The sequence below is a fragment of the Maribacter sp. Asnod2-G09 genome (assembly GCF_045063795.1).
Classification (GTDB): domain Bacteria; phylum Bacteroidota; class Bacteroidia; order Flavobacteriales; family Flavobacteriaceae; genus Maribacter.
The window spans coordinates 433,302-457,462 of record NZ_JBEFOA010000004.1; the positions used below are offsets into that span (position 1 = coordinate 433,302).

Annotated in this window: 13 protein-coding genes; 10 read left to right on the top strand and 3 right to left on the bottom strand. The window is 37.2% G+C overall.

Annotated elements, in window-relative coordinates; genetic code table 11:
* Positions 1–69 precede the first annotated feature (69 nt).
* Positions 70–8,634, bottom strand: a complete 8,565-nt coding sequence (locus ACJJVT_RS08935) for a T9SS type B sorting domain-containing protein (RefSeq protein ID WP_405398046.1) — start codon at positions 8,632–8,634, stop codon at positions 70–72.
* Positions 8,635–8,761: 127 nt separating this feature from the next.
* On the opposite strand from ACJJVT_RS08935, the gene ACJJVT_RS08940 reads away from it, so the two are divergent.
* Positions 8,762–9,883 (top strand): PQQ-dependent sugar dehydrogenase, encoded by a 1,122-nt coding sequence (locus ACJJVT_RS08940; RefSeq protein ID WP_405398048.1) that lies wholly within the window; start codon positions 8,762–8,764, stop codon positions 9,881–9,883.
* A gap of 91 nt (positions 9,884–9,974) precedes the next feature.
* Here ACJJVT_RS08940 and murQ read toward each other — a convergent pair whose 3' ends face one another.
* Positions 9,975–10,787 (bottom strand): N-acetylmuramic acid 6-phosphate etherase, encoded by an 813-nt coding sequence (gene murQ / locus ACJJVT_RS08945; RefSeq protein WP_405398050.1) that lies wholly within the window; start codon positions 10,785–10,787, stop codon positions 9,975–9,977.
* Positions 10,788–10,791: 4 nt separating this feature from the next.
* Complete coding sequence (locus ACJJVT_RS08950; RefSeq protein ID WP_405398052.1) at positions 10,792–11,541, bottom strand: DeoR/GlpR family DNA-binding transcription regulator; 750 nt, start codon at positions 11,539–11,541, stop codon at positions 10,792–10,794.
* Positions 11,542–11,744: 203 nt separating this feature from the next.
* On the opposite strand from ACJJVT_RS08950, the gene nagB reads away from it, so the two are divergent.
* The 9 genes from nagB to acs all read left to right on the top strand — a co-directional run bounded on the left by nagB (position 11,745) and on the right by acs (position 24,095).
* Positions 11,745–13,673 (top strand): glucosamine-6-phosphate deaminase, encoded by a 1,929-nt coding sequence (gene nagB / locus ACJJVT_RS08955; protein ID WP_405398054.1) that lies wholly within the window; start codon positions 11,745–11,747, stop codon positions 13,671–13,673.
* Positions 13,674–13,731: 58 nt separating this feature from the next.
* Positions 13,732–15,267 (top strand): glycoside hydrolase family 10 protein, encoded by a 1,536-nt coding sequence (locus tag ACJJVT_RS08960; RefSeq protein ID WP_405398056.1) that lies wholly within the window; start codon positions 13,732–13,734, stop codon positions 15,265–15,267.
* The gene (locus ACJJVT_RS08965; RefSeq protein ID WP_405398058.1) at positions 15,251–16,525 is read left to right on the top strand and encodes an AmpG family muropeptide MFS transporter; all 1,275 of its coding nucleotides are present in this window, start codon (positions 15,251–15,253) and stop codon (positions 16,523–16,525) included. Before ACJJVT_RS08960 ends, ACJJVT_RS08965 begins: the two co-directional genes overlap by 17 nt.
* Positions 16,518–18,083 (top strand): glycoside hydrolase family 3 protein, encoded by a 1,566-nt coding sequence (locus ACJJVT_RS08970; protein WP_405398060.1) that lies wholly within the window; start codon positions 16,518–16,520, stop codon positions 18,081–18,083. Before ACJJVT_RS08965 ends, ACJJVT_RS08970 begins: the two co-directional genes overlap by 8 nt.
* The gene (locus tag ACJJVT_RS08975) at positions 18,080–18,934 is read left to right on the top strand and encodes a CPBP family intramembrane glutamic endopeptidase (protein WP_405398062.1); all 855 of its coding nucleotides are present in this window, start codon (positions 18,080–18,082) and stop codon (positions 18,932–18,934) included. The genes ACJJVT_RS08970 and ACJJVT_RS08975 overlap by 4 nt, the downstream gene beginning before the upstream one ends.
* Positions 18,921–19,997 carry an anhydro-N-acetylmuramic acid kinase gene (locus tag ACJJVT_RS08980; protein WP_405398064.1) on the top strand — a complete coding sequence of 359 codons (1,077 nt, stop codon included), beginning with the start codon at positions 18,921–18,923 and terminating at the stop codon, positions 19,995–19,997. The genes ACJJVT_RS08975 and ACJJVT_RS08980 overlap by 14 nt, the downstream gene beginning before the upstream one ends.
* Positions 19,998–20,127: 130 nt before the next feature.
* Positions 20,128–20,388 carry a DUF4212 domain-containing protein gene (locus ACJJVT_RS08985; RefSeq protein WP_405398066.1) on the top strand — a complete coding sequence of 87 codons (261 nt, stop codon included), beginning with the start codon at positions 20,128–20,130 and terminating at the stop codon, positions 20,386–20,388.
* Between the two features lie 33 nt (positions 20,389–20,421).
* The gene (locus ACJJVT_RS08990; RefSeq protein WP_405398068.1) at positions 20,422–22,116 is read left to right on the top strand and encodes a sodium:solute symporter family protein; all 1,695 of its coding nucleotides are present in this window, start codon (positions 20,422–20,424) and stop codon (positions 22,114–22,116) included.
* A gap of 71 nt (positions 22,117–22,187) precedes the next feature.
* Positions 22,188–24,095: an acetate--CoA ligase gene (gene acs / locus ACJJVT_RS08995; RefSeq protein ID WP_405398070.1), complete on the top strand. Its 1,908-nt coding sequence runs from the start codon at positions 22,188–22,190 to the stop codon at positions 24,093–24,095.
* Positions 24,096–24,161 lie beyond the last annotated feature (66 nt).

Consider the following 24,161-nt stretch of genomic DNA (forward strand, 5'->3'; position numbering starts at 1 on the left):
CAATACATTCTAAAACAAAAAAAAAGAGGATGCAAAATGCATCCTCTTTTTTTTTGTTCTCTCTTTTAATTATCTGTATAAAGTAAAGTGACCAACATACTTAAGCGAATCGCTATTGGCATTTACTACATACCAATAATCTCCCGTTGGCACTTCTTTACCTTCATAGGTACCGTCCCAACCACTTACTTCATCTAATACAGCCACTACTCTACCGTAACGGTCATAAATTCTAACCTCAACGCCATCAAAAAGGTCTCTATTCTTAGGTGACCAGATATCATTTAAGTTATCTCCATCGGGAGTAAAGAAATTAGGGAATTCTAACATACCCGTAAATTCAAACGGTACACTCAACTCTAGTTCACAACCTCTTGCATCTCTTACACGTACATTCACTATTCCGCTTTCATTGGTTGTAAATGTAGTTTCCTCACCATAAGATTGTCCGTTGAAAAAGAATTCATATTCTCCGTAACCACCTTCGGCAGTCGCAAGAACTTCGTTAGGTCCGGTTTTATCTACTACCAAGCTTAAAGGCTCATATCCATCGATACTAAATTCAACCATATTGGTACAACCATTCTCATGATAAATGTACACGATGTGATCGCCAGCAGGCAAATCTCCCCAAACATATTGATCAGTAGCATTTGCAGTAATTGCATCAGTAGGATCAATAGGATCAAGTGCGAACATTAATTCTGACAACAAGTTGGTATTAGCCAACTGAATAGTAGATGTGCTTGTAGGGAATATACCTTCACAACCATATTGTACTTGAGGCTCTGCTGTTAAATCTACCCCTATATCTATAGTAAACAATTCTGATGCTGTACAAAAATTAGAATCTTGTATGTAAATTATATACGAAGCACCGCCCTGTAAATCTTCAATTATTTCTCCGTTATAAGGTGCAAATACTGCTGTTCCTGTTTCATCAACTGGATCAACCATTTCAATTTTATACTCAAAATACGGAGTAGGATTTACTAAAACATCATCAAAAGGAGTACCACCACTTATATCAAAAACCACTGTTCCATTATTAGCGCCAATACACAATTCATCTGTAGTCTCAATATTAATTACCTCTAACTGATCCGGCTCTTCTACAGTAATAAAATCTTTTTCAAAACAACCGTTGTCATCTTTTATTAAAATTTCATAAGTACCTGCCGCAAGCTCATCAAAAGTATATGTACCTGGATTATCAGAATCACTAAAGAATTCGTTGAAATTAGGTGCAATTGCAAATTGAATTAAGCCAACGCCACCTGCGCTTACAGAAATAGAAATCGACCCATCTTCTTCACCATTACAAGTAACATCAGTTGCTACAGCATCAAATATTATTGGATCAGGCCTAACTATTTCAAACGGACCATCTATAGCCTCACAAGTTAAACCGCTTGTAACACCAACCCAATATTCTGTACCTTCAGGAAGCCCCTCAAAAGTACCTTCCGATTGTGGACCTCTGAATATAGTTGCTGTTCCAATATTAAAACCATCTGTAGGTTGCCCTATATATAATGTAAACAAGTTATTACCTACACCACCACTTGCAAATGACTCTATTCTACCATCTAATTCAGATGCACAAGAAATAGGATCTACTGGGGAGTTTGGTAAAAATTCAAGATCAGAAGCATCTGTCATGGTAATACCATTAGAGCGTATTGCCGGACAAGCACCCGATGCATTAACCTTTCTTACATCATATTGATATGTAATACCCTGTACACCTGTTGCGTTAAAGGAAGTACCTGTCATTGGAATATAAGTACCAATGGTTACTCCGTTTTCAACTCTTAAATACTCATAGGTAAATAAAGGATCAGGATTCTCTACTGTCAATCTTATTTCTCCATCTCCTCCACAACCAGGTACTCTTATTTGAACCAAAACAGGTTGAATTGGTGGTGGTGGATCAACATAGTAGGCATCAGTTACAAATGAACATCCGAAACTTGAAGATACTTCTATTGCATACCAACCAGCGCTAATATAACCGCCACTATCACCAATGAAAGTAGGCGTATTTTGTAATCCACTTTCAGACACAACAGCTGTATTATCATCACCACTTAAATACAATAATGTATAGTTATACCCTGCACCAACAAAACCTCCACTTGCACCTGCAGTAGCTGTTATCGCGTCACCACTTGTAGTATCATAAGCTTCAAGCACTGCATTGTTACCATTAGGGCAATCTAGTGTTTGTGGTTCTCTAATACCGGCTATAATTTGTGGTACTTCTTCCAATTCTATTTCTACCGTATTTGTACAACCTTCAACATCAGTAATTTCTACTTCATAGAATCCGAAAGACAAACCTGTAAATTCATTATTATTTGAGAATGCAGCAATTTCAGTAGTATACGTAGCACCACCATCTGTACTCATTAATAATCTGTACTCATACGGAGTAGTATCCCACCCACCGGTACCGGTAGCTATAATTTCACCTGTATCGTTCGTACAACTTACATTGCCTATAGATTCTGCAGTTACTTGAAGTTCTCCATTCGGAGTTCTAATATTAGTAACATTACTTGTACCAGTACAGAATGGAATATCTGCAGAAACAACATCAACAATCAAGTTACCACCTGGTAAATTATCTATTCTAGCCTCAAATCCATTTACATCAGGGTAGTTAGTTGTATTAAAAATTTGAGAAGCTAAAAGTGTCGTTCTAGTTACATCTGTTGCTTCATAAACAAACACCTCATACTCTCCTGTATAATCACCTACAGTTATGAATAACGCACCATCATCGCCAGGTACTGCACAACTAACAGGTTTAGCCTCGCTAATTAATACCGTTGGTGCTATTGGTGTATTCACCGTATGCACTGGCATTGGGTATGTACAACCCACTGTATTATCGGTTACTTCGAATAAATAATCACCAACATCAGATAAGTAGACATCTACATAATTATTACCAGAAGTATTAGTTACTGCAGCTACCGGAGTAACCGAAACGGTATTCACGGTAAAATCAGTTGTACCTATAACTTGTATACGTACACGTTCGTCATCTCTACAGTTTAAAATATCCACATCAATAATTGTTGGAACTACATCTGTTGGCGGATTAATAGTTGGGACATCAAAAGTAGTCTGACAACCATTACCATCTATAGCATACACCGTAATATCCTGAGCAGAACCATCATCTATAATTTCAAATGTATTACCAGGTTGATAATTCTCAAAACCGGTAATACTGTACTGATATCCTGAACCAACAGTACCTGCATCATCAACAGTCACTGTAATAATCGTTGAACTATATCTATTTGCACCTGGCTCACATGCAAAATCTGCAGCACTAGCAGAAATACTAAATGCATCAGGATTTGTAATGGTATGTACAGCAGATAACACCTCACAATTACGTGCCGTCACTACCTGAACTTGATAATCACCGGCTGGCAAATCTGAAAATGCACCAGTATTATTTCTATCTTGTTCAGAAGATGTAGTTAAGTTATTTAGGATATAGGTAATTGGAGTATCTTGAGATGTGAATGGCACCAATCCATTTGCCGGACCAACTACTATCTCAATAGACCCATCATTTTCATCTCTACAGCTAATATCAATTGCTTCTTCTGAAACAATTGCCGGTTGTGCTGCTTGATTTAAAATAATGTTTGATACCGTTGTTTCACAGAAACCAGCGCCATCATTCACAATACGATCCGTAATTAATACTTCGTAAGTACCAGGCGTTAATCCTGTAAATATTGGATCATTAGTTTGTGTTATCGGTCCTACTGCGCTAGAGGCATAATCTGTACCGGTTAACTCATAAGTAAAATCTCCACTACCTCCAGTTGTTGAAATGGTAATTTCTCCATCTGCATCATTACACGTACTATCTGTTGAAAATCTACCCGTAGCCGATAAGAAATCGTAAACCGTAGCAATACCTTCACTAGTACAACCATTTGCATCTACAACATCTACAACATAATCACCAGGACTACTTACAATATATGTATACTCCCAAAAAGCACCGACTACAGTTGGTAATTGCTCATCACCACCCAAAGTAAATCTTGGCGTGTTTACAGAACTAGGTACTCTTACTGTAATATCAAAAGCAGTTGAAGTAGGATCACATTGATTTACTACTGCAAATGTTGGTACCGGTAAATCTGGATCTAAAGAAATAATCGTAGCAATATCAAATGAAGTACAACCACTTGCATCTCTTACATAAACATCATAGGTACCATCAGGTGCAGAGAATGTTGTATCGGTTGTCCAATCTGTAGCTGCTGGTGCAAAGCCATTATCCATAAAAGCAAAATCATATGGTCCCCCAGAACCACCTCTACCCTGTACGGTAACTTGACCAAAAGCATTACAATTTGCAGGTACCTCCTGTAAAATATCAATATCCGGTAAATTTTGAAGTATCGTAACCGGAGCGGCATCTGTACATGTATCGGTTAAATTTTCAACCAATATTTGATAGTTGCCCGGTAATTCTGCATATGTATCTGAATAAGGCAATGTTGTTGTGATTACAGAATTTTCAAGAATCAAACTTGAGCCATCTGAATTATCTATTAATGTAATTCTTAAAGCATCACCAATGGTATAACCAATAATGTCATAAGCTATTTCTCCATTTCTATTTACATCACATGCGCCAGGTGTTGAAGTTGCCGTAACATCTAAAGTCGAAGGTGCATCTATAGGAGGAATTTCCTGCTCATAAGTACAATTTGTTACCACGTCTAAAACAACCACTGTATATGCAACACCGTATTGAATACCATCTGCAGTATTACTAAACGTATGATCGTTTACGGCTGGCGTATCATTCAAGTTATAAAAACCTGGCTGATCTATTAATCTTATTTGATATGAACCAGAACCTCCAGTTACGGTAACAGCATAAGTAAATGACGTATCATCACAATCTGCTGGTGCTGGTGGCGGTATTGGTGTAATTACTACTTCGTTTGAAGTAATAGAAACAGTATCGATATCCGTACAACCATGAGCATCAATAGTAATAACCGTATAATCTCCCGTTACTAAAAGTGGATCAAAAATTTGTATTGGAAAAGCATTTTGATTTTCTACACGTGTAATTTCTACTCCTGTATTGTCCTCAACTATAATTGTATAATCAGGGGTTCCATCGGTTACAGCATCAATATTAATACCACCACTAACTGGTCCACTACCTCCACAAACTGCCTGTATCTCAGAAACTGTAGTTGCAGGCGGTGGTGTATTATCTAATATAATATCAAAAGTATCAGCTGGGGTTTCACAACCTCTAGCATCTCTTACCAAGTAAGAATACGTACCTACCGTTAAGTTGGAGTATACCGTTTCTGAAGCCCATCCCATTCCATTGACGTTAACTTCGTACGGTGGTACACCGCTTGTAGCATCTGGCGTTATAGTTACTGAACCATTGTTTGTTGAACTACAACTTACTGGTCTTGTCGTGTATGCAGCCGCTGCAATATTCTGAGGCGGATTTAAGGTTATAGAAACAGACTCTGCTACACAACCACTACTTGTAGTGTTATTATCTGTAATTCTGAAAACATAATCTCCAGGTACATTTGTATCATAATCAAACGTATTCGTAGTTAATGGAACCGCTGCTCCAAAAGTAGCTCCTCCATCAGCACTAACTTCATATTGTTTTGCTCCAGCACCAGAAGTATAACCACCGTTAACACTTACTCTAATTGTACCATCAGCTCCACCACAAGGTATTTCTGCCGTAATACTTGTATTTACTCTTAACTGAGGTGCGATAGTAATTGGAAGACTATCTGAACAGTCATTACCATCAACAACTTCAATCGTATAATTACCAGGCGAAAGTCCCGCAAAAGTTGCAGTTGGTTGAAGTGTACCTCCATTTATTCTATATTGATGTGTACCAATTAGCGCAGTACCCGCAGTAGAAGTAACCGCTACAGTAGCACCAGTACCTGCTACAAAACAGAAATCAGAAGATGGTCCGTCCAAAGAAATGCTTGGAGCATCAATAGGATTTAAATCGAACGAAAACGTATCTGTACAACCTTCAGCATCTTCAACAGTTAAAGTATATGTTCCCGCTGCAGAAAGATTACTAAACGTACTTCCTGATTTTGGACCAATTTGTGGTCCTACTGGCTGTGTTAAGGTATATCTGAATGTACCCCAACCACCAGTTGCATTTGCTCTAACAGCACCTAAATTTCCATTTGCACAGCTCATATCGGTAACCGTACTTGTTGCCAAATCTAAAACAGGAGCATCTTGAATATCAAAAGAAGTTGTATCAGTACAACCAGTATCAGCATCAGTAACTGTAATTGTATACGTACCTGCACCTGATAATGGTAAAACTACTTCATTAGTGCTTTGTGGTCCGCCTGTAAACAAGCCTCCGTTAATATCATATGTATAGTTATTCGCAAATCCGTCAATAATAAATGTTCCTGTACCATCGGTAGCTCCATTACAAACTCTTAAATCTCCTCCTGATTTTACACGAGCACGAATAGAACTTATCACTACAGGTCTAAATCCTTCAGTATATGAACAACCGTTAACATCTGTTATTTGAAAAATATATGCTTGAGTTGTTAGTAAACCTATAAACGTATCATTATTACCATTATCAAAATAAGCGGGACTAATAATTTCATATCTATTGATTGCAGCGTTGCTTGTTGGAGTCAACTGAACATCAGATGTACCAGCAGCACAACTAACATTACTTTGTGCAAAATCTAAATTTGTAGGTGGATCAACATCTAAAATGTCAATTGCAGTAAGATCTAAACGACAACCACCTGCATCTTTAATAATTGGGGTATAGGTACCCGCAGCTAAATCGGTATAAGAAGTTATTGCAGAGAAATTGACCCCATCAATACTAAAAACATATCCACTACCAGATCCACCAGAAAACGGACCAACAAAATCAATTTGTCCGCCAGTAGTTCCTGCTCCTGTACAAGTAACATCAGAAATTTTAGTTGCACTACCTGTTAATGAGCCAACAGTATCAACCGTTACAGAAGGTAAATCTAAAGTACATTCGAATGCACCTTGTTGGTATCTTACTTCAATATCATTATAAGTACCCGCAGCTACTGAAATTTGTGGTGTGCTTACCCAAGCGTCAGAAGCACTTTCTCTATAAGAAATATTATAACCTCTACCATTATTTATAGTAAACTCTAATTTTGCCCCACCGTTACTACACGTACCATCAATACCTGCAACTGTAACATCTGGCGGCAATAAATCTTCAACATCAGAAGAAGCATTTATAATACAACCATTACTATCGGTAATTACAAAGTCATAAGTTCCTGCAGATGATACTGTATATGTAGTTGTACCAGAATCTGTAGTCGCATCTCCAAATGCAGGTTGAACAGTGCCACCATTAACTGTAAATGTATAAGGTGCTGAACCTCCTGTTGTGTTTAAAGTAATATCTACACTAGAGATATCTGAACAACCAAAACTACTATTAACTTCAGTTGAGGCATCTAAAGCCGAAGCTCCAGCACCAATAGTTAAAGGGTTTCCGCTAGTATCTACATCTTGTCTTGGAGCGGTAATTCCGTTTAAAGGATCTCCTGTACATTGTTGTGTTTCTACCTGTACGGTATATGTACCAAAACCTACCGCAGAAAACGTATAAGGGTTTGTTGCTATATAAGCAGTAAACTCTTGGGCTACACCACTAGAGTTTAACAAAGTGTATTTATAAGGACCAGGAACATTAGAAGCAGTAACGGTAATACTACCGGTATCTCCGCTACATAATGCATCTACAAAAGTGGCAGAAATCTCAATTTCCCTTTCCTCTATAACAATAGGCTCATAAGGGTATTCACAAGTATTTGCCGTATTTTTTAATCTAGCTAGTATATTATAAGTACCCGGTGTTAGATTAGAAAATATAGCACCTTGCCAAGAAGTACCACCATTAATACTAAATTCATAGGCACTAGATAAATTGGTAATCTGTATTCTACCATCAACACCACATATATAATCTTGTTTTACATATGTTTGGGTAATAGTACTTTTCTTTACTTTAAAGTAATATGGTTGTCCATTTACTTCCACTTTATATTCAGCACCTGAAGTAGCCGGTATTGAACTGGCATCTAAACTAAATGTTTGTCCTGTTCCGACTTCGGTATAACAAGTATCTGTCGTGTTAGGACATTCAACATTTACATCTGCAGAACAAGAACCACCCAGTACCTGCCATGAAACTGAGCTATAAGGACCACCAGTTAAACTTATGATACGATCGTCAAAATCACCACATAAATTAAACCGAGCAATTGTAAACCCATTATCATTACAAGTTACCGTATTGTCTGCACCTACTATTGGTGTAGAAAACATTACCAGAGCCGCTAAGCTAGACTTAGGCGAAACTTTATTTTCTAATGTCGTGTGATTGTTGGTAGAAACCGAAACAGCCTTTTCGATTACATGAGCCACCTCTTCGTATAAAGTAGTTACTTTAGAGTTGGCTAGAGCCGTAGTACCAATTACTGAAAGAACAATCAGAAGAAGTACATACAGCGCATACCGCTGTTGTTTTGGAAGCATAGGTTAAGATTCGTTTTTAAGAACAAAGTTGATTTGGGATCTAATTAGTTCTTTGGTGTAATTTTTATACTTATATTTTATCTTTTAAATAATCATGTGTTCTATAACATAATTCTAACGCTTGTATATGAAAAATAGTATTATAATCAATCTTTTATTCGTTGTATCGCTAAATTTTTCGTGTGCCCAAAACACTGATAACAAAGTAACTACACCAAAAGAGTCTGTATTCACAACTGAGCTGTTCGTCGATGAGGTACAGATTCCATGGGGGTTTACCTTCCTTCCTGATAATAGTATTTTAATCACCGAAAAAGAAGGGGAATTGATTCATTTTGTCAATGGAAAAAAAACAATGATTAGCAATATTCCTGAAGTATATAATCGAGGTCAAGGCGGATTATTGGATATTGCTCTTCACCCGAAGTACAAAGAAAACGGATGGATCTACCTCACTTATGCATCAACGGAAGGAGATGAAAAGGGTGGACATACCGCATTAATGAGGGCAAAATTAAAGAACAATTCTTTGACTGAAACTCAAATACTATACAAGGCAGTACCTAACACTACAAAAGGACAACATTTTGGATCTAGAATTGCTTTCGACAATGACGGATATATCTACTTTTCTATCGGTGAACGTGGCGATAGAGATATTAACCCGCAAGATATTAAAAGAGATGGTGGTAAAATTTACCGTTTACATGACGATGGGCGCATACCGAAAGACAATCCGTTCATAAACGAAAAAGGCGCGAAGACTGCAATTTACAGTTACGGACACAGAAATCCGCAAGGATTGATAAAGCACCCAATAACAGGAGAAATTTGGGATAACGAACACGGACCAAGAGGTGGTGATGAAATAAATATTATTAAAAAAGGTGCTAACTACGGATGGCCTTTAGTTACCTACGGTATCAATTATGGCGGCACCCCAATTACCGATAAAACAGAAATGAGCGGAATGGAGCAACCCATTCACTATTGGGTACCATCTATTGCCCCTAGCGGAATGGAGTTTATAACAACCGATAAATACAAAAATTGGAAAGGGAGTCTTTTAGTAGGGTCTTTAGCTTTTCAATATTTACAAAGATTAGTAATGGATGGAAACAAAGTAACCACGCGTGAAAAATTAATGGACGGTTTAGGTAGAATACGTGCCGTAAAACAAGGTCCCGATGGATTCATCTATGTAGCCGTTGAAGGAAAAGGTATCTATAAACTAATTCCGAAAAAGTAGCATGATAGTAAGCTTACAAAATCAAAAAAGGTCTGTAATCAAATATGATTACAGACCTTTTTTATGCTAACATAAAAATTAGAAAAGCTACTTATCCCCTACCGGCATCAATTGCAAGCTTTACAGAACCATGTTCTTTCAACAATGCTTCAGCTGCGGCGTATTCAATATTCAGCCCTTCCATAATATAACGAGTTCCGCGATCAACTAACTTATCATTACTCAATTGCATGTTTACCATCTTATTCCCTTTAACTCTACCTATTTTAATCATTAAAGCAGTAGATATCATATTTAATACCAGTTTTTGAGACGTACCACTTTTCATTCTAGTACTACCAGTAAGAAATTCTGGACCTACATTTATTTCAATAGGAATATCTGCAATTCTAGCAATCGGTGCACCAGGATTGTTGGTAATTGCTGCTGTGAGGATGCCGTTTTTTTTGGCATCTTCCAAACCACCAATTACATATGGTGTACTACCAGAAGCAGCTATACCTACAACTACGTCATTCGCATTAATATCATGAGCTTTCAAATCTACCCATGCTTGCTTAGTTGCATCTTCTGCATTTTCAACGGCTTTTCTAATGGCAGTATCACCACCAGCGATTAAACCAACTACACGCTCATGCGGCATACCAAAAGTTGGTGGAATTTCAGAAGCATCTAAAATACCCAATCTGCCACTGGTACCAGCACCGATATAAAACAACCTTCCTCCTTTATTAAATCTTTCTGTTAAGGCATCTACAAGTTTCGTTACCTGCGGAATCGTTTTTTCTACGGCATCGGCAATCTTCTTATCTTCCTCATTCATTTTTTGAAGAATAGTAGTGGTATCCATCAACTCTAAATTATCGTGGTTCGACGGAGTCTCAGTAATTTTTTTGTAATCCATATAATTATAAAATTTTTATATCGTGGTTTCTAAAAGCCTTTAACAATGTATCATCAGGCTTTAATTCTGTAATCATCGTATTAATAGAATTAATATCGCACGTTTTATATCTGTGTTGAGAATTTAGTTTTTCTGAAATGGATAAAAGCACAGTCTTCTTTGAAGCTTTAATCACCGCTTTTTTGATTTGTACAATATCCCAATCAAATTCTGTTAATCCGTAGGTAGCATCAACATATCCTGTTCCTATAAAACTATAATCGAATCGTATTTCAGAAATATGGTGAATGGCATTTGCGCCTATAGCAATCTGTGCTTCCTTAGAAATTTGCCCACCAATAGAAATTACATTAATATTCGCCTTATGAGACAATTCCATAGCTACCGGTAAACTGATCGTAAAACAAGTAAGGTTTAGATTCTCAGGTATAATTCTGGCAAGTTCCATACAGGTAGTACCACCATCTAAAAAAATAACCGCACCATCTCGCAACATACTAACTGCCTTTAAAGCAATTGCTGCTTTATCTTCTATCTTATATATATTGGTATTTCTCGCACTATTGGTCATGTAACCCATAGAGATTGCACCACCATGAACTTTACGCAGTTTATTCTCTGCATCAAGTTCTTTGACGTCACGTCTAATAGTATCTATAGACACGTCTAAAGCCTCGGCTATATCAGTTATAAGTATTCTATTGTGTAGGTCAACCTCACTTAAAATAGTCTGTTGACGTTCTTCTTTTAACATTTAAAAGCACCTTTTTTACTTGTGAATGATACAAAGATAGGGATTTTTAACACATGCTGTTTTATGACGTTAATATAATGTAAACAGAATTTAAAGATAAATTAACAGCAAAATACAGCATAATTTATTGCACAAAACTGCAAATATTCAAAATAACGCATATATTTGCATGATTTAAAAATCCAAAAATCTACCACTACCTCATGAAAACAACCGTTAAAAATTCTAAGACCGACATCTCTCACAAGCCTATAGGTCAGTTTGAAGAAACACGATTCGAAAAAATACATAATGTCATTTTCGAAGACTCCAATGAAGCTTCAATAGTAGTAGCTCATGAAATTGCTGCTTTGATAAAAAAAAGACAAGGGCAAAAGAGAAATTGCGTTTTAGGTTTAGCAACTGGTTCTTCACCAATAAGAGTTTATGAAGAACTGGTTCGCATGCACAAAGAAGAAGGTTTGAGCTTCAAAAATGTTATCACCTTCAACTTAGATGAATACTTACCAATGGAGCCGAATAACATACAGAGTTATTTCTACTTCATGCATGAACATCTTTTTAATCATGTAGATATACCTGAAAAGAATATTCACATACCTGATGGTACGGTAAGTAATGAAGAGACCACGGCATACTGCTTAAGCTATGATCGCAAAATAAAAGAGCATGGCGGTTTAGACTTTCAATTACTGGGTATTGGTAGAACTGGGCATGTTGGTTTTAATGAGCCAGGATCACATTTTAATTCTGGAACACGGGTAATTACTTTAGACCATATAACTCGCGTAGATGCAGCACCTTCTTTTTTAGGAATAGCCAATGTACCTAGAAAAGCAATTACCATGGGGATTGCTACAGTACGAAAAGCCAAGAGAATTGTTTTATTGGGCTGGGGTGAAAACAAAGCGGGTATTATAAAAAAGACCATTGAAGGCGATATTTCATCACACGTACCAGCAACCTACTTACAAGAACATGACAATTGTACTTTTGTTTTAGATACTGGTGCAGGTAGCCAATTAACTAGAAATAAAACACCTTGGTTAGTAGATTCTTGCGAATGGAACGAAGAGTTAAAGGCAAAAGCCATGGTTTGGCTTTGTGAAACTACAGGTAAAACTATTTTAAGTTTAACCGACAAAGACTATAATGATAACGGTATGGCCGATCTTCTAGCCTTAGATGATTCTTATGATCTGAATATTGAAATGTTCAATAAATTACAACATACCATTACCGGTTGGCCAGGGGGAAAACCAAATGCTGATGATACCCACAGACCAGAACGTGCTACTCCTGCCAAAAAACGTGTAATCATATTTAGTCCGCATCCTGATGATGATGTTATCTCTATGGGCGGCACTTTTGATAGATTAGTGGAGCAAGGTCATGATGTACATATTGTATATCAAACTTCCGGCAACATTGCGGTTTCAGATACCGATGCTAGAAAATATGCTGAAATAGCCATGCAAATTAATCCGTCTGATGAGGCTAAAAATATTATTAAGTCTATAGCAGATAAAAACGAAACTCGAATTGATGCTCCAGAAGTTAGAAATTTAAAGGGAAAAATAAGAAGAGGAGAATCTTATGCAGCAACCAGGTATATGGGGCTTGATGATAAAAACGTACATTTTTTAGATCTTCCGTTTTATGAAACAGGTACTATTAAGAAGAAAAACTTATCTGAAGAAGATATTAAGATTGTTGTAGATATTATTAAACAGATAAAACCTCATCAAATTTATGCCGCTGGCGATTTAGCCGATCCGCACGGTACACACAAGGTTTGTTTAGATGCTGTATTTGCAGCATGCGAAGAATTGAAATCAGAACCTTTTATGAAAGATTGTTGGGTTTGGTTATACAGAGGTGCTTGGCATGAGTGGGATATTAACGAAATTGAAATGGCAGTACCGATGAGTCCGGGGCAAGTATTGAAAAAGCGATATGCTATTTTCTGTCACCAGTCTCAAAAAGACGGAGTAATGTTTCAAGGTGACGACTCTAGAGAATTCTGGATGCGTGCTGAGGAAAGAAACCGCGATACCGCTAATAAATACAAAGCAATGGGCTTATCATCATACGCAGCTATGGAAGCCTTTGTAAGACATAAATTCAACTAACAACTAAATTGAATTAAAAGGCCTATTTTTAGTTTTAAAATGGGCCTTTTTTACATTTATGACAAAACAACTAACACTACTCACCCTTCTACTTTTACTTCTTAATTCTTGCGGAGTTTTTCAATCGTATGAAAAATACCCAAAGAGAGAATTTAGAGGTGTATGGATTGCTACAGTCGTCAATATCGACTGGCCAAAAAATGGCAATGATACTTCTGAGAAACAAAAAGCGGACTACCTTAAAATTCTAGATTTTTACGAAAAGGAGAATTACAATGCTGTTATCGTTCAGGTTCGAGCGGCGGGAGATGCCTTTTATAAATCTGACTATGCACCATATTCCCGATTTTTAACAGGCAAAGAAGGCACAGCACCAAAATGGAATACAGATGTTCTTGATTGGATGATTAATGAAGCGCACCAACGTGGCATGGAGTTTCACGCATGGCTGAATCCGTACAGAGCAACTTTCGATGAAAATTTCGAAGTACTTTCTGAAACACATGACTACTGCACACACCCAGAATGGATTGTGCATTATGGTAAAAAGAACTACTACAACCCCGGGCTACCAGAGGTGCGCAAGCATTTTTCTAATATCATTGCAGAATTAGTTGCAACATATGATGTAGATGCCATTCATTTCGATGATTATTTTTATCCCTACACCATTAAAGATGCAGTTTTTAATGACTCTTTAGCATTTGAAACCTACGCACAAAAAGATCAAACTATTGATGATTGGCGACGTAGTAATATAGATTCTCTCGTAAGCCAATCTCATAAAACTATAAAATCGATTAAGCCTTGGGTACAGTTTGGTATTAGTCCCTTCGGAGTTTGGAAAAACAATTCGACAGACCCAAAGGGCTCCGATACGAAAGCAGGGCAAACTACCTATGAAGATTTATACGCAGATCCGCTACTTTGGATGGAAAAAGGATGGATAGACTACCTAGCTCCTCAAATATATTGGAGTATGGATTTACCTGTAGCGTCTCACACAAAAATTGTAGACTGGTGGTCTAAAAACAATTATGGCACTAACCTATATGTAGGTAACGGTCCGTATAAAATTAGAAACAACAGCGATAAAGCCTGGGACGATATTAAAGAGATTCCCAACCAACTAGAACTTGCCCGAGAGATTCCTGAAATTCAGGGTAACATCATGTTCAGCGCCAAATCTCTAATGAGTAACAATGATGACGTTGTTGAATATATTCACAAGAAATATTACAAGTTACCCGCTTTGAATCCTGTTTCTTCGTTGGCAAAAAATCATATTTCAATGACACCTAAACTTTTAGATGTTACTTTTGTTGATGATGAAGTTATTCTAGAATACGACGATTTAAGAGGCTTGCGTTACGCACTTCTATATAAGGCTGGCAGAAAAGTAAAAGAGGAATATTCTATTAAGAAATTACTCTCAAAAAATTTAGTAAAACCGAATTCAAATTCCATTCGCATATCAAAATCAGATTACCGTAAATCATTTTACAGTATCAGCTTTATTGATTTTTATGGCGCAGAAACGAAACCAACAGTCATCAACCTAAAGAACAGTCCTAAAAATGATTCAAAAAGATAAAGGCGCCTGGGCATGGGTTCCGGTTTTATATTTCACACAAGGGTTGCCGTATGTTTTGGTAGTTACCGTTTCGGTAATTATGTACAAAAAATTAGGTGTCAGCAACGAAGACATTGGACTATATACCAGTTTATTATATCTACCATGGGTTTTGAAACCATTATGGAGTCCGTTTGTAGATCTTAAAAGCACCAAGCGTAAATGGTTTTTAGCCATGCAACTATTAATTGCAATTTCGTTATTAGGCGTTGGTTTGACTTTACCAACCAATATGTTTTTCATATCATCATTAGCCTGTTTTTGGATGGCAGCTTTTGCATCTGCTACAAATGACATTGCCTCAGATGGGTATTATATGTTGGGCTTGACAGAAAAAAAACAATCTTTCTTTGTAGGTATGCGAAGTACCTTTTACAGACTAGCGATGGTAACCGGTGAAGGGTTAATTGTTGTCTTAGCAGGATTTTTAGAAAACAAATATGGTGACAACACCAAAGCCTGGAGCGTAACCATGTCGGCAGCAGCATTTTTAATGTTGATTATGACAGTTGCCAACTTCTTTGTTACTCCGAAATATGAATCTGAAAATATAGAGGACAAAGAAAAACCTGCTGGGTTCTTAGAGGTATTTACTACTTTTTTCCAAAAACCAGGCATCGGCATTGCGTTAGCGTTTATACTATGCTACCGTTTAGGTGAATCGCAATTGGTAAAAATGACATCTCCGTTTTTATTGGACTCTCCCGATAAAGGCGGATTAGGATATTCAACAGAACAGTTAGGAACCATTTTCGGTACAGCTGGAGTTATTTTTCTTTCTATAGGCGGAATTTTAGGAGGTGTTTTAATTTCTCGGGATGGATTAAAAAAATGGATGCTACCTATGGTACTTTCATTAAACCTACCTAACATCTTATATGCTGTATTGGCAATCACAAATACGACTAATATTTATGCAGTAACGGCAACTGTAATCTTTGAAAAATTTGGATATGGGTTTGGCTTCGCCGCCTTTTTAATGTACCTCATTTACATAGCCGATGGCAAGTCTAAAACATCACACTATGCCATTGCCACGGGTTTTATGGCGCTGGGCATGATGCTACCAGGTATGGTTAGTGGTTATATTCAGCAGTGGCTTGGGTATGACGGCTTTTTCGTTTGGGTAGTTATCGCAGCCTTACCAGCACTATTCTTATTAAAATTCATTTCTTATCCGGCAGATTTCGGTAAAAAAACAACAGCACCCAATGAATAATATGATACCTACAAAAGAAGCCATAGAAAAGCTCTCGTTAACCGAGAAAGTCGGACAGCTTTTTATGCCCGCAGCTTTTATAAATGATACTGAAGAAGAAATTCAGCAATTGGAAAAACTGATTTCTGAGCACCATGTTGGTGGACTCTGTTTCTTCCATTCAAAAGCAAGTGCTGCGACCAATTTTGAAGGCAAGAAGAAAGTAGTGGTAAACGAAAATAGTTTTGACACTTTAAAAAGCCTCATCAAGAGATATCAAAAAGCAGCAACATACCCCCTATTGATTTCTATTGATGCCGAATGGGGTTTGGCTATGCGAATTGAGAATACTCCGCAGTATCCATACGCTATTACTCTCGGTGCAAATATTGATAATGAACCCTTAGTTTTTGAAGTTGGCAAGCAAATTGCCAAAGATTGCAAAGCTGCCGGTATTCATTGGAATCTTTCGCCTGTGGTAGATGTCAACATCAACCCGAATAATCCCGTAATTGGGTATCGTTCTTTTGGTGATGACAAGAGTAATGTAGTTACGATGGCAACTGCATTTGTAAAAGGTACTCAAAGTGAAGGTGTACTTACGAGCATTAAACATTTTCCTGGTCACGGAGACACCGCTACAGATTCGCATTTGGGTTTACCAGTTATAGATAAATCGAAAGAAGAACTTATTGAAAATGAATTGTATCCTTTTCAAAAATTAATAGATGAAGGTGTAGATTCGGTTATGGTGGGTCATTTATCCGTTCCTGCGCTAACCAAAAATGCTAGTCTACCTTCAAGTATCAATAAAGATATTATTACCGGAATACTTCGTACGGAAATGGGCTTTGACGGTATGGTTATTTCAGATGCGTTAAATATGCATGCCGTATCAAAACATTATCCAGTAAAGGGAGAATTAGAATGGTTGGCTTTTGACGCTGGTAATGATGTATTATGTTTTGCCGAACATATAGAAGAAGGTATTCAGCTTATCTTAAAAAATGCCACTGAAGCTCAGATTAACAAAAGCATTGAACGCATTTGGCAGCTGAAAGAAAAAGCGACTACAAAAGAAGATTCAACTCTTGAACTGACCGACCCAAGTTCTTTAAACAGAAAGATAGCAGAGAACTCACTGACTTTACATCATGGTACTGCCGCAGATATCGCAGCATTTAAAACAACAAATTTCTCTACGTTAACCATAAAACGATTTGGCACCGACCAAACGAAGCAAGATATTTTAGATAATATCTTAGAAATGAAAAAAGAAGTTGAACAGGAAACCGAAATCTTACTTCTATTAACTCCGCCACAAATAAAACCGACCAACAAATTCGGGTTCTTTGATGAAGAAATTGATTTTATAAACAACCTGATAACAACTAAAAATGTTGTTCTGTATCACTTTGGTAATCCGTATGCATTAAAGTTTTTCAGTACCGAAAAAACAACTGCTACCGTAATAGCTTATCAGAACTTTAAAGAATTTCAAGATGTGGCAACCGAACATTTTCTAGGTAGTATTGAAGCAAAAGGTAAATTGCCATTTAATATTGAAAAAAGCATATGAATCATAATGGGTGGTTAAGAGTTTTAGCAATCATAATACCCTACTTTCTAATAGTAGGTTTATTTCAAGTTGCGGGTGCTTTACTAGCTGACGTACCTATGGGCGATATAGACTACCAAGAAACAACCATACAATATGTAATTATGACGGCCTTTTCTTTCTTCGGCACATTTCTACTCATTTGGCTATTTATGAAATTTGTAGATGACGAAAAGTTTATAGAAGTAGGACTTCAAATAAAAAACAGAAAAAAGGATATTGCGATTGGCACATTACTCGGGTTAACAATTATGACCATTGCCTATTTTGGTTTAGCAGCTTCAAAAGAGATTGTATTCTCGAAATTCAATTTTAATTTTCAAGAATTGTTTTTAACCGCATTGTTATTTATACTAGTAGCAATTTTAGAAGAAGTATTGTTTAGAGGGTATATTCAAAAAAACCTAATGCTCTCATTTAACAAATATGTTGCATTAATAGTTGCTTCTGCACTTTTCGCCTTAATGCATGGCGCCAACCCCAATATAAGCTTGTTTAGTTTACTTGGGCTTTTCTTGGCCGGTATGGCATTGGGCGCTTCTTATATGTATACAAAAAACTTATGGTACCCAATAGCATTCCATTTTAGCTGGAATCTCTTTCAGTCATTACTAGGCTTCAATGTTAGTGGGCAAGATATTTATAGTATTATTGAATTTACGGTTCCTGAAAACAATAAAATTAATGGAGGTCAATTTGGCTTCGAAGGCTCTATTTTTTCCCTACTCACCGAATTAATTTTAGTACTAGCAATCATCTATTATTATCAAATAAAAAAGAAACCCCAATTAATCGCAAATGAAAATATATAAAATTATCGGTCTTATGTCGGGCACATCATTAGATGGTCTTGATTTAGCCTATTGCCATATTTGGGAGAAAAATGGGGCTTGGGAGTTTGATATAAAAGAAACTAAAAGTGTCAAGTATTCATCAGAGATGTTGAATACCCTTAAAGATGCTATTAGTCTATCCGCAGAAAAACTTATTGAATTACATAACACTTACGGTACTTACCTAGGTGAGCAAACCTCAATATTTATAAACGAGAACAAGTTAGAAGTAGATTACATCGCTAGTCACGGTCATACCACCCATCACCGACCAGAAATGGGTCTTACTTATCAAGTAGGTTCAGGGCAACACTTGGCAAACGCTACAGGCATTAAAGTAATTGCAGATTTCAGAACAAACGATTTAGCACTTGGCGGACAAGGTGCTCCACTAGTACCTATAGGTGACCGCATGTTTTTCAATGAATATGATTATTGCCTAAATCTTGGCGGCATCAGCAATGTGTCTTTTGAAGTAAAGGATAAGAGAATAGCATATGATATCGGTTTGGCAAATATGATTCTAAACTATATCACCAGAAAAGTTGATTTAGAATATGACGAAGATGGTAAACTAGCACGTTCGGGTAAGATTAACACCAAAATGTTAGCGCAATTAAACAATCTAAAATATTACCTATTACCGCATCCAAAATCAATTGGCTATGAATGGTTTTTAGAAGAAGTGGTTCCTATAGTTGAAGATACCGATGACACCATCGAGAATTTACTTCACACAGGTATTCATCATATCTGCGGTAAAGTAGCGCAACAAATCAATCTAAATTTTAAACATAACAAGCAGCAATTGCTGGTTACAGGTGGTGGCGCATTAAATTCATTTTTAATAGAAACTTTACAGCAAAAATTGGGCGACAAAACAAAAGTAGTCGTACCAGAAAAAATAATCATAGAATTTAAAGAAGCATTGGTATTTGCTTTAATGGGGGTATTAAGGGTAGCGCAATTAACAAATGTGCTCTCATCTGTTACCGGAGCAAAAAAAGATTCTTCAAGCGGAGTATTGTTCATACCCAATTAAAGTTTTTTACCTAATTTACTCCATAATCGAGATTTAAAGACTCAGCATTTTATCGCTGAAGCACACTAATTTTTATTTGATATCCTGTGATAAACTCAAGGCTATTCAATTCATAAAAACCGAAATAGACATGTCAGAAAAACAAAAGAAAGCATCGGCTTACTGGAAAGAAAATGTTAGGTACCTATTCATTTTATTGGCTATTTGGTTCGTTGTATCCTTTGGGGCAGGCATTCTATTTAAAGAAGCTTTAGACACTATTAAAATCGGAGGTTTTAAATTAGGCTTTTGGTTTGCGCAACAGGGATCCATTTATGTATTTGTAGTGCTGATTTTTGTTTATGTAAGACTCATGAACAAGTTGGATAAAAAATACGGCTACAACGAATAATAGCACAACCATCAACCACCAAAAAACCACATTATGAGTGTTCAAACCTGGACGTATATTTTAGTAGGACTCACCTTTGCCCTTTATATAGGAATCGCTATTTATTCAAGAGCAGGATCCACAAAGGACTTTTATGTTGCCGGTGGCGGAGTTTCACCCCTTGCAAACGGAATGGCAACTGCAGCTGATTGGATGTCTGCCGCATCTTTCATTTCAATGGCAGGGATCATTTCCTTCGCTGGTTATGACGGCTCAGTATACCTAATGGGTTGGACCGGTGGCTATGTATTACTGGCGTTACTACTAGCTCCGTATCTAAGAAAATTTGGCAAGTTCACCGTTCCTGATTTTATAGGTGATAGATACTATTCAAAAACAGCACGTATTGTGGCCGTAATTTGTGCATTAATCGTATCATTTACTTATGTAGCAGGGCAAATGCGAGGTGTTGGCGTGGTATTCTCAAGATTTCTTCAAGTAGATATTGACACAGGTGTGATTATAGGTATGATTATCGTGCTTTTTTATGCTGTTCTAGGCGGAATGAAAGGCATCACCTATACACAAGTAGCTCAGTACTGTGTCCTGATTTTTGCTTTTATGGTTCCTGCTATCTTCATATCTATTCAAATGACCGGAAACCCTATTCCTCAATTAGGTATGGGATCAACTTTAAATGACGGCTCTGGTGCATTCTTATTAGATAAGTTAGACGGATTATCAACTGAACTCGGATTCAATGAATATACCGACGGCTCTAAATCTGTAACAGATATTTTTGCCATCACTTTAGCTTTAATGGTCGGCACCGCAGGATTACCCCATGTAATCGTTCGATTCTTTACCGTTAAAAAAGTAAAAGATGCTCGTAAATCTGCCGGATTAGCATTGTTGCTTATCGCTATTCTATACACTACGGCACCAGCGGTTTCTGTATTTGCAAAGACCAATCTTATTAATACCGTTAGTAACGAAGAATATTCTAGCATGCCGGTTTGGTTTAAAAATTGGGAAGAAACGGGATTGCTATCTTTTGATGACAAAAATGAAGATGGCAAAATTCAATATGTCGCTGATAAGACCAAAAATGAATTAACCATAGATAATGATATTATGGTATTGGCAAATCCTGAAATTGCAGATTTACCAGCTTGGGTAATTGCCTTGGTAGCAGCTGGTGGTTTAGCGGCAGCGCTTTCAACAGCAGCAGGTCTATTACTAGTAATATCCGCATCAGTTTCTCATGATTTGGTAAAGAAAGTATTTAAACCGAATATTTCAGACAAAGCAGAATTATGGGTGGCTAGAGGCGCAGCAACAGTTGCCGTAGTTATTGCAGGTTATTTTGGCATAAATCCGCCTGGGTTTGTAGCAGCAGTAGTAGCGCTGGCATTCGGTTTGGCAGCAGCCTCCTTCTTCCCCGCAATTGTTCTCGGTATCTTTTATAAAAAAATGAATAAAGAAGGAGCTATCAGCGGTATGGTAGTCGGCATCGTTCTAATGCTGTTCTATATGACCAAGTTTAAATTCGGTTGGTTTGGTGGCGGAACTCCGTCAGATTGGTGGTTCGGTATTTCGCCAGAAGGGTTTGGTAGTATCGCTATGATTGCTAACTTTATTGTAGCAATAATTGTTTTACAATTTACCCCAGAGCCACCTGAAGATGTTCAAGAAATTGTAGAAAATATTAGAATACCCAGTGGTGCAGGTGAAGCCACAGGCCATTAATTGAAACAAATCAACATTCAACAACAACCAAAGGATTTCAACACCCTTTGCATATTAAATTAACGCATACCATGAGTAATTACCACATTAAACATCTGGAGGAGTATTATCAAGTCTATCGAAAATCGGTCCGTAATCCTGAAGCGTTTTGGGAAGAAATTGCAGAAGAACATTTTGTTTGGCGTAAGCGCTGGGACAGTGTTCTTAGTTGGGATTTTAAAAAACCCGAAATAAAATGGTTCGAAGGTGCTAAATTAAACATTACCGAAAACTGTTTAGATCGTCATTTACCAACAAGAGGTGAAAAAACGGCAATCATATTCGAACCTAACAATCCTGAGGAAGAAGCACTTCATATTACCTATAGACAATTACATGAACGTGTTTGCCGTATGGCAAATGTTTTATTGGATCATGGCGTTAAAAAAGGGGATCGTGTATGTATTTATTTACCAATGATTCCTGAATTGTCGGTAGCACTTTTAGCATGTGCTCGTATTGGCGCAATACACTCGGTTGTATTCGCAGGTTTTTCATCTCATGCATTATCAACGCGTATCAATGATTCTGACTGTAAAATTGTATTGACATCAGACGGATCTTTTCGTGGTAATAAAGCAATCGATTTAAAAGGTATTGTAGATAAAGCGCTAGAGGCATGCCCTGGTGTAGCGAATGTTTTGGTCGTAAATCGTACAGGCTCTGATATTCATATGGAGCCAACAAGAGATAAATGGCTACAACCATTACTTGATGAAGCTTATGCAGATTGTGTAGCCGAAATTATGGATGCCGAAGACCCATTGTTTATTCTATACACTTCAGGGTCCACAGGTACTCCTAAAGGAATGGTGCATACCACAGCTGGTTACATGGTGTACACGGCTTATACTTTTAAAAATGTATTTCAATATACAGAGAATGACGTCTATTGGTGTACTGCCGATATTGGATGGATAACGGGTCACTCGTACATAGTGTACGGACCGTTAGCAAACGGAGCAACGACTTTGATGTTTGAAGGAGTACCTTCCTATCCAGATTTCGGTCGTTTTTGGGAAGTTGTAGAAAAACACAAAGTGAATCAGTTTTATACTGCGCCAACAGCAATAAGAGCATTAGCAAAAGAGAATTTAGAATACGTTGAAAAATACGACCTATCGAGTCTTAAGGTTTTAGGATCAGTGGGCGAGCCCATAAATGAAGAAGCTTGGCATTGGTACAATAATAATGTGGGTAAAAAGAACAGCCCAATTGTTGATACGTGGTGGCAAACTGAAACTGGTGGTATAATGATCACCCCAATACCCTATGTAACCCCTACTACTCCGACATACGCAACCCTACCATTTATAGGTATTCAGCCAGCATTAATGGACGAGAATGCAAAAGAAGTAAAAGGCAATCAGGTAGAAGGTAGACTGTGCGTAAAATTCCCATGGCCGTCTATAGCCAGAACTATTTGGGGTAACCACGACCGTTACAGAGACACTTATTTTTCAGCATATGAAAATATGTATTTTACAGGTGATGGCGCATTGAGAGATGCTGTTGGATATTACAGAATTACAGGTCGTGTAGATGATATTATCATCGTATCGGGTCATAATCTAGGTACTGCACCAATAGAAGATTCTATCAACGAACACCCAGCAGTAGCAGAATCGGCAATTGTAGGTTTCCCTCATGATGTAAAAGGAAATGCACTCTACGGATATGTAATTTTAAAGGAAACTGGAGAAAGTAGAGATCGCGATAACCTAAGAAAAGAAATAAACCAGCAGATTACAGAACATGTTGGTCCTATTGCCAAACTAGATAAAATTCAGTTTGTAAACGGACTTCCTAAAACACGTAGCGGTAAAATTATGCGTAGAATCCTACGTAAAATAGCCAGTAACGACACTAGTAACTTAGGTGATACAAGCACATTGTTGAATCCGGAAATTGTACAGGAAATCATGGATAATTCTTTATAGAAGAGTATTCAATTCTTAGGAATAAAAATTAAATCCATCAGAATCATTTAACCATGAATCTGATGG

Bases quoted from the DNA above. Each gene is read 5' to 3' on its own strand.
- ACJJVT_RS08935 (WP_405398046.1), bottom strand. From the start codon at position 8,634: ATGCTTCCAAAACAACAGCGGTATGCGCTGTATGTACTTCTTCTGATT.
- ACJJVT_RS08940 (WP_405398048.1), top strand. From the start codon at position 8,762: ATGAAAAATAGTATTATAATCAATCTTTTATTCGTTGTATCGCTAAAT.
- murQ (WP_405398050.1), bottom strand. From the start codon at position 10,787: ATGGATTACAAAAAAATTACTGAGACTCCGTCGAACCACGATAATTTA.
- ACJJVT_RS08950 (WP_405398052.1), bottom strand. From the start codon at position 11,541: ATGTTAAAAGAAGAACGTCAACAGACTATTTTAAGTGAGGTTGACCTA.
- nagB (WP_405398054.1), top strand. From the start codon at position 11,745: ATGAAAACAACCGTTAAAAATTCTAAGACCGACATCTCTCACAAGCCT.
- ACJJVT_RS08960 (WP_405398056.1), top strand. From the start codon at position 13,732: ATGACAAAACAACTAACACTACTCACCCTTCTACTTTTACTTCTTAAT.
- ACJJVT_RS08965 (WP_405398058.1), top strand. From the start codon at position 15,251: ATGATTCAAAAAGATAAAGGCGCCTGGGCATGGGTTCCGGTTTTATAT.
- ACJJVT_RS08970 (WP_405398060.1), top strand. From the start codon at position 16,518: ATGAATAATATGATACCTACAAAAGAAGCCATAGAAAAGCTCTCGTTA.
- ACJJVT_RS08975 (WP_405398062.1), top strand. From the start codon at position 18,080: ATGAATCATAATGGGTGGTTAAGAGTTTTAGCAATCATAATACCCTAC.
- ACJJVT_RS08980 (WP_405398064.1), top strand. From the start codon at position 18,921: ATGAAAATATATAAAATTATCGGTCTTATGTCGGGCACATCATTAGAT.
- ACJJVT_RS08985 (WP_405398066.1), top strand. From the start codon at position 20,128: ATGTCAGAAAAACAAAAGAAAGCATCGGCTTACTGGAAAGAAAATGTT.
- ACJJVT_RS08990 (WP_405398068.1), top strand. From the start codon at position 20,422: ATGAGTGTTCAAACCTGGACGTATATTTTAGTAGGACTCACCTTTGCC.
- acs (WP_405398070.1), top strand. From the start codon at position 22,188: ATGAGTAATTACCACATTAAACATCTGGAGGAGTATTATCAAGTCTAT.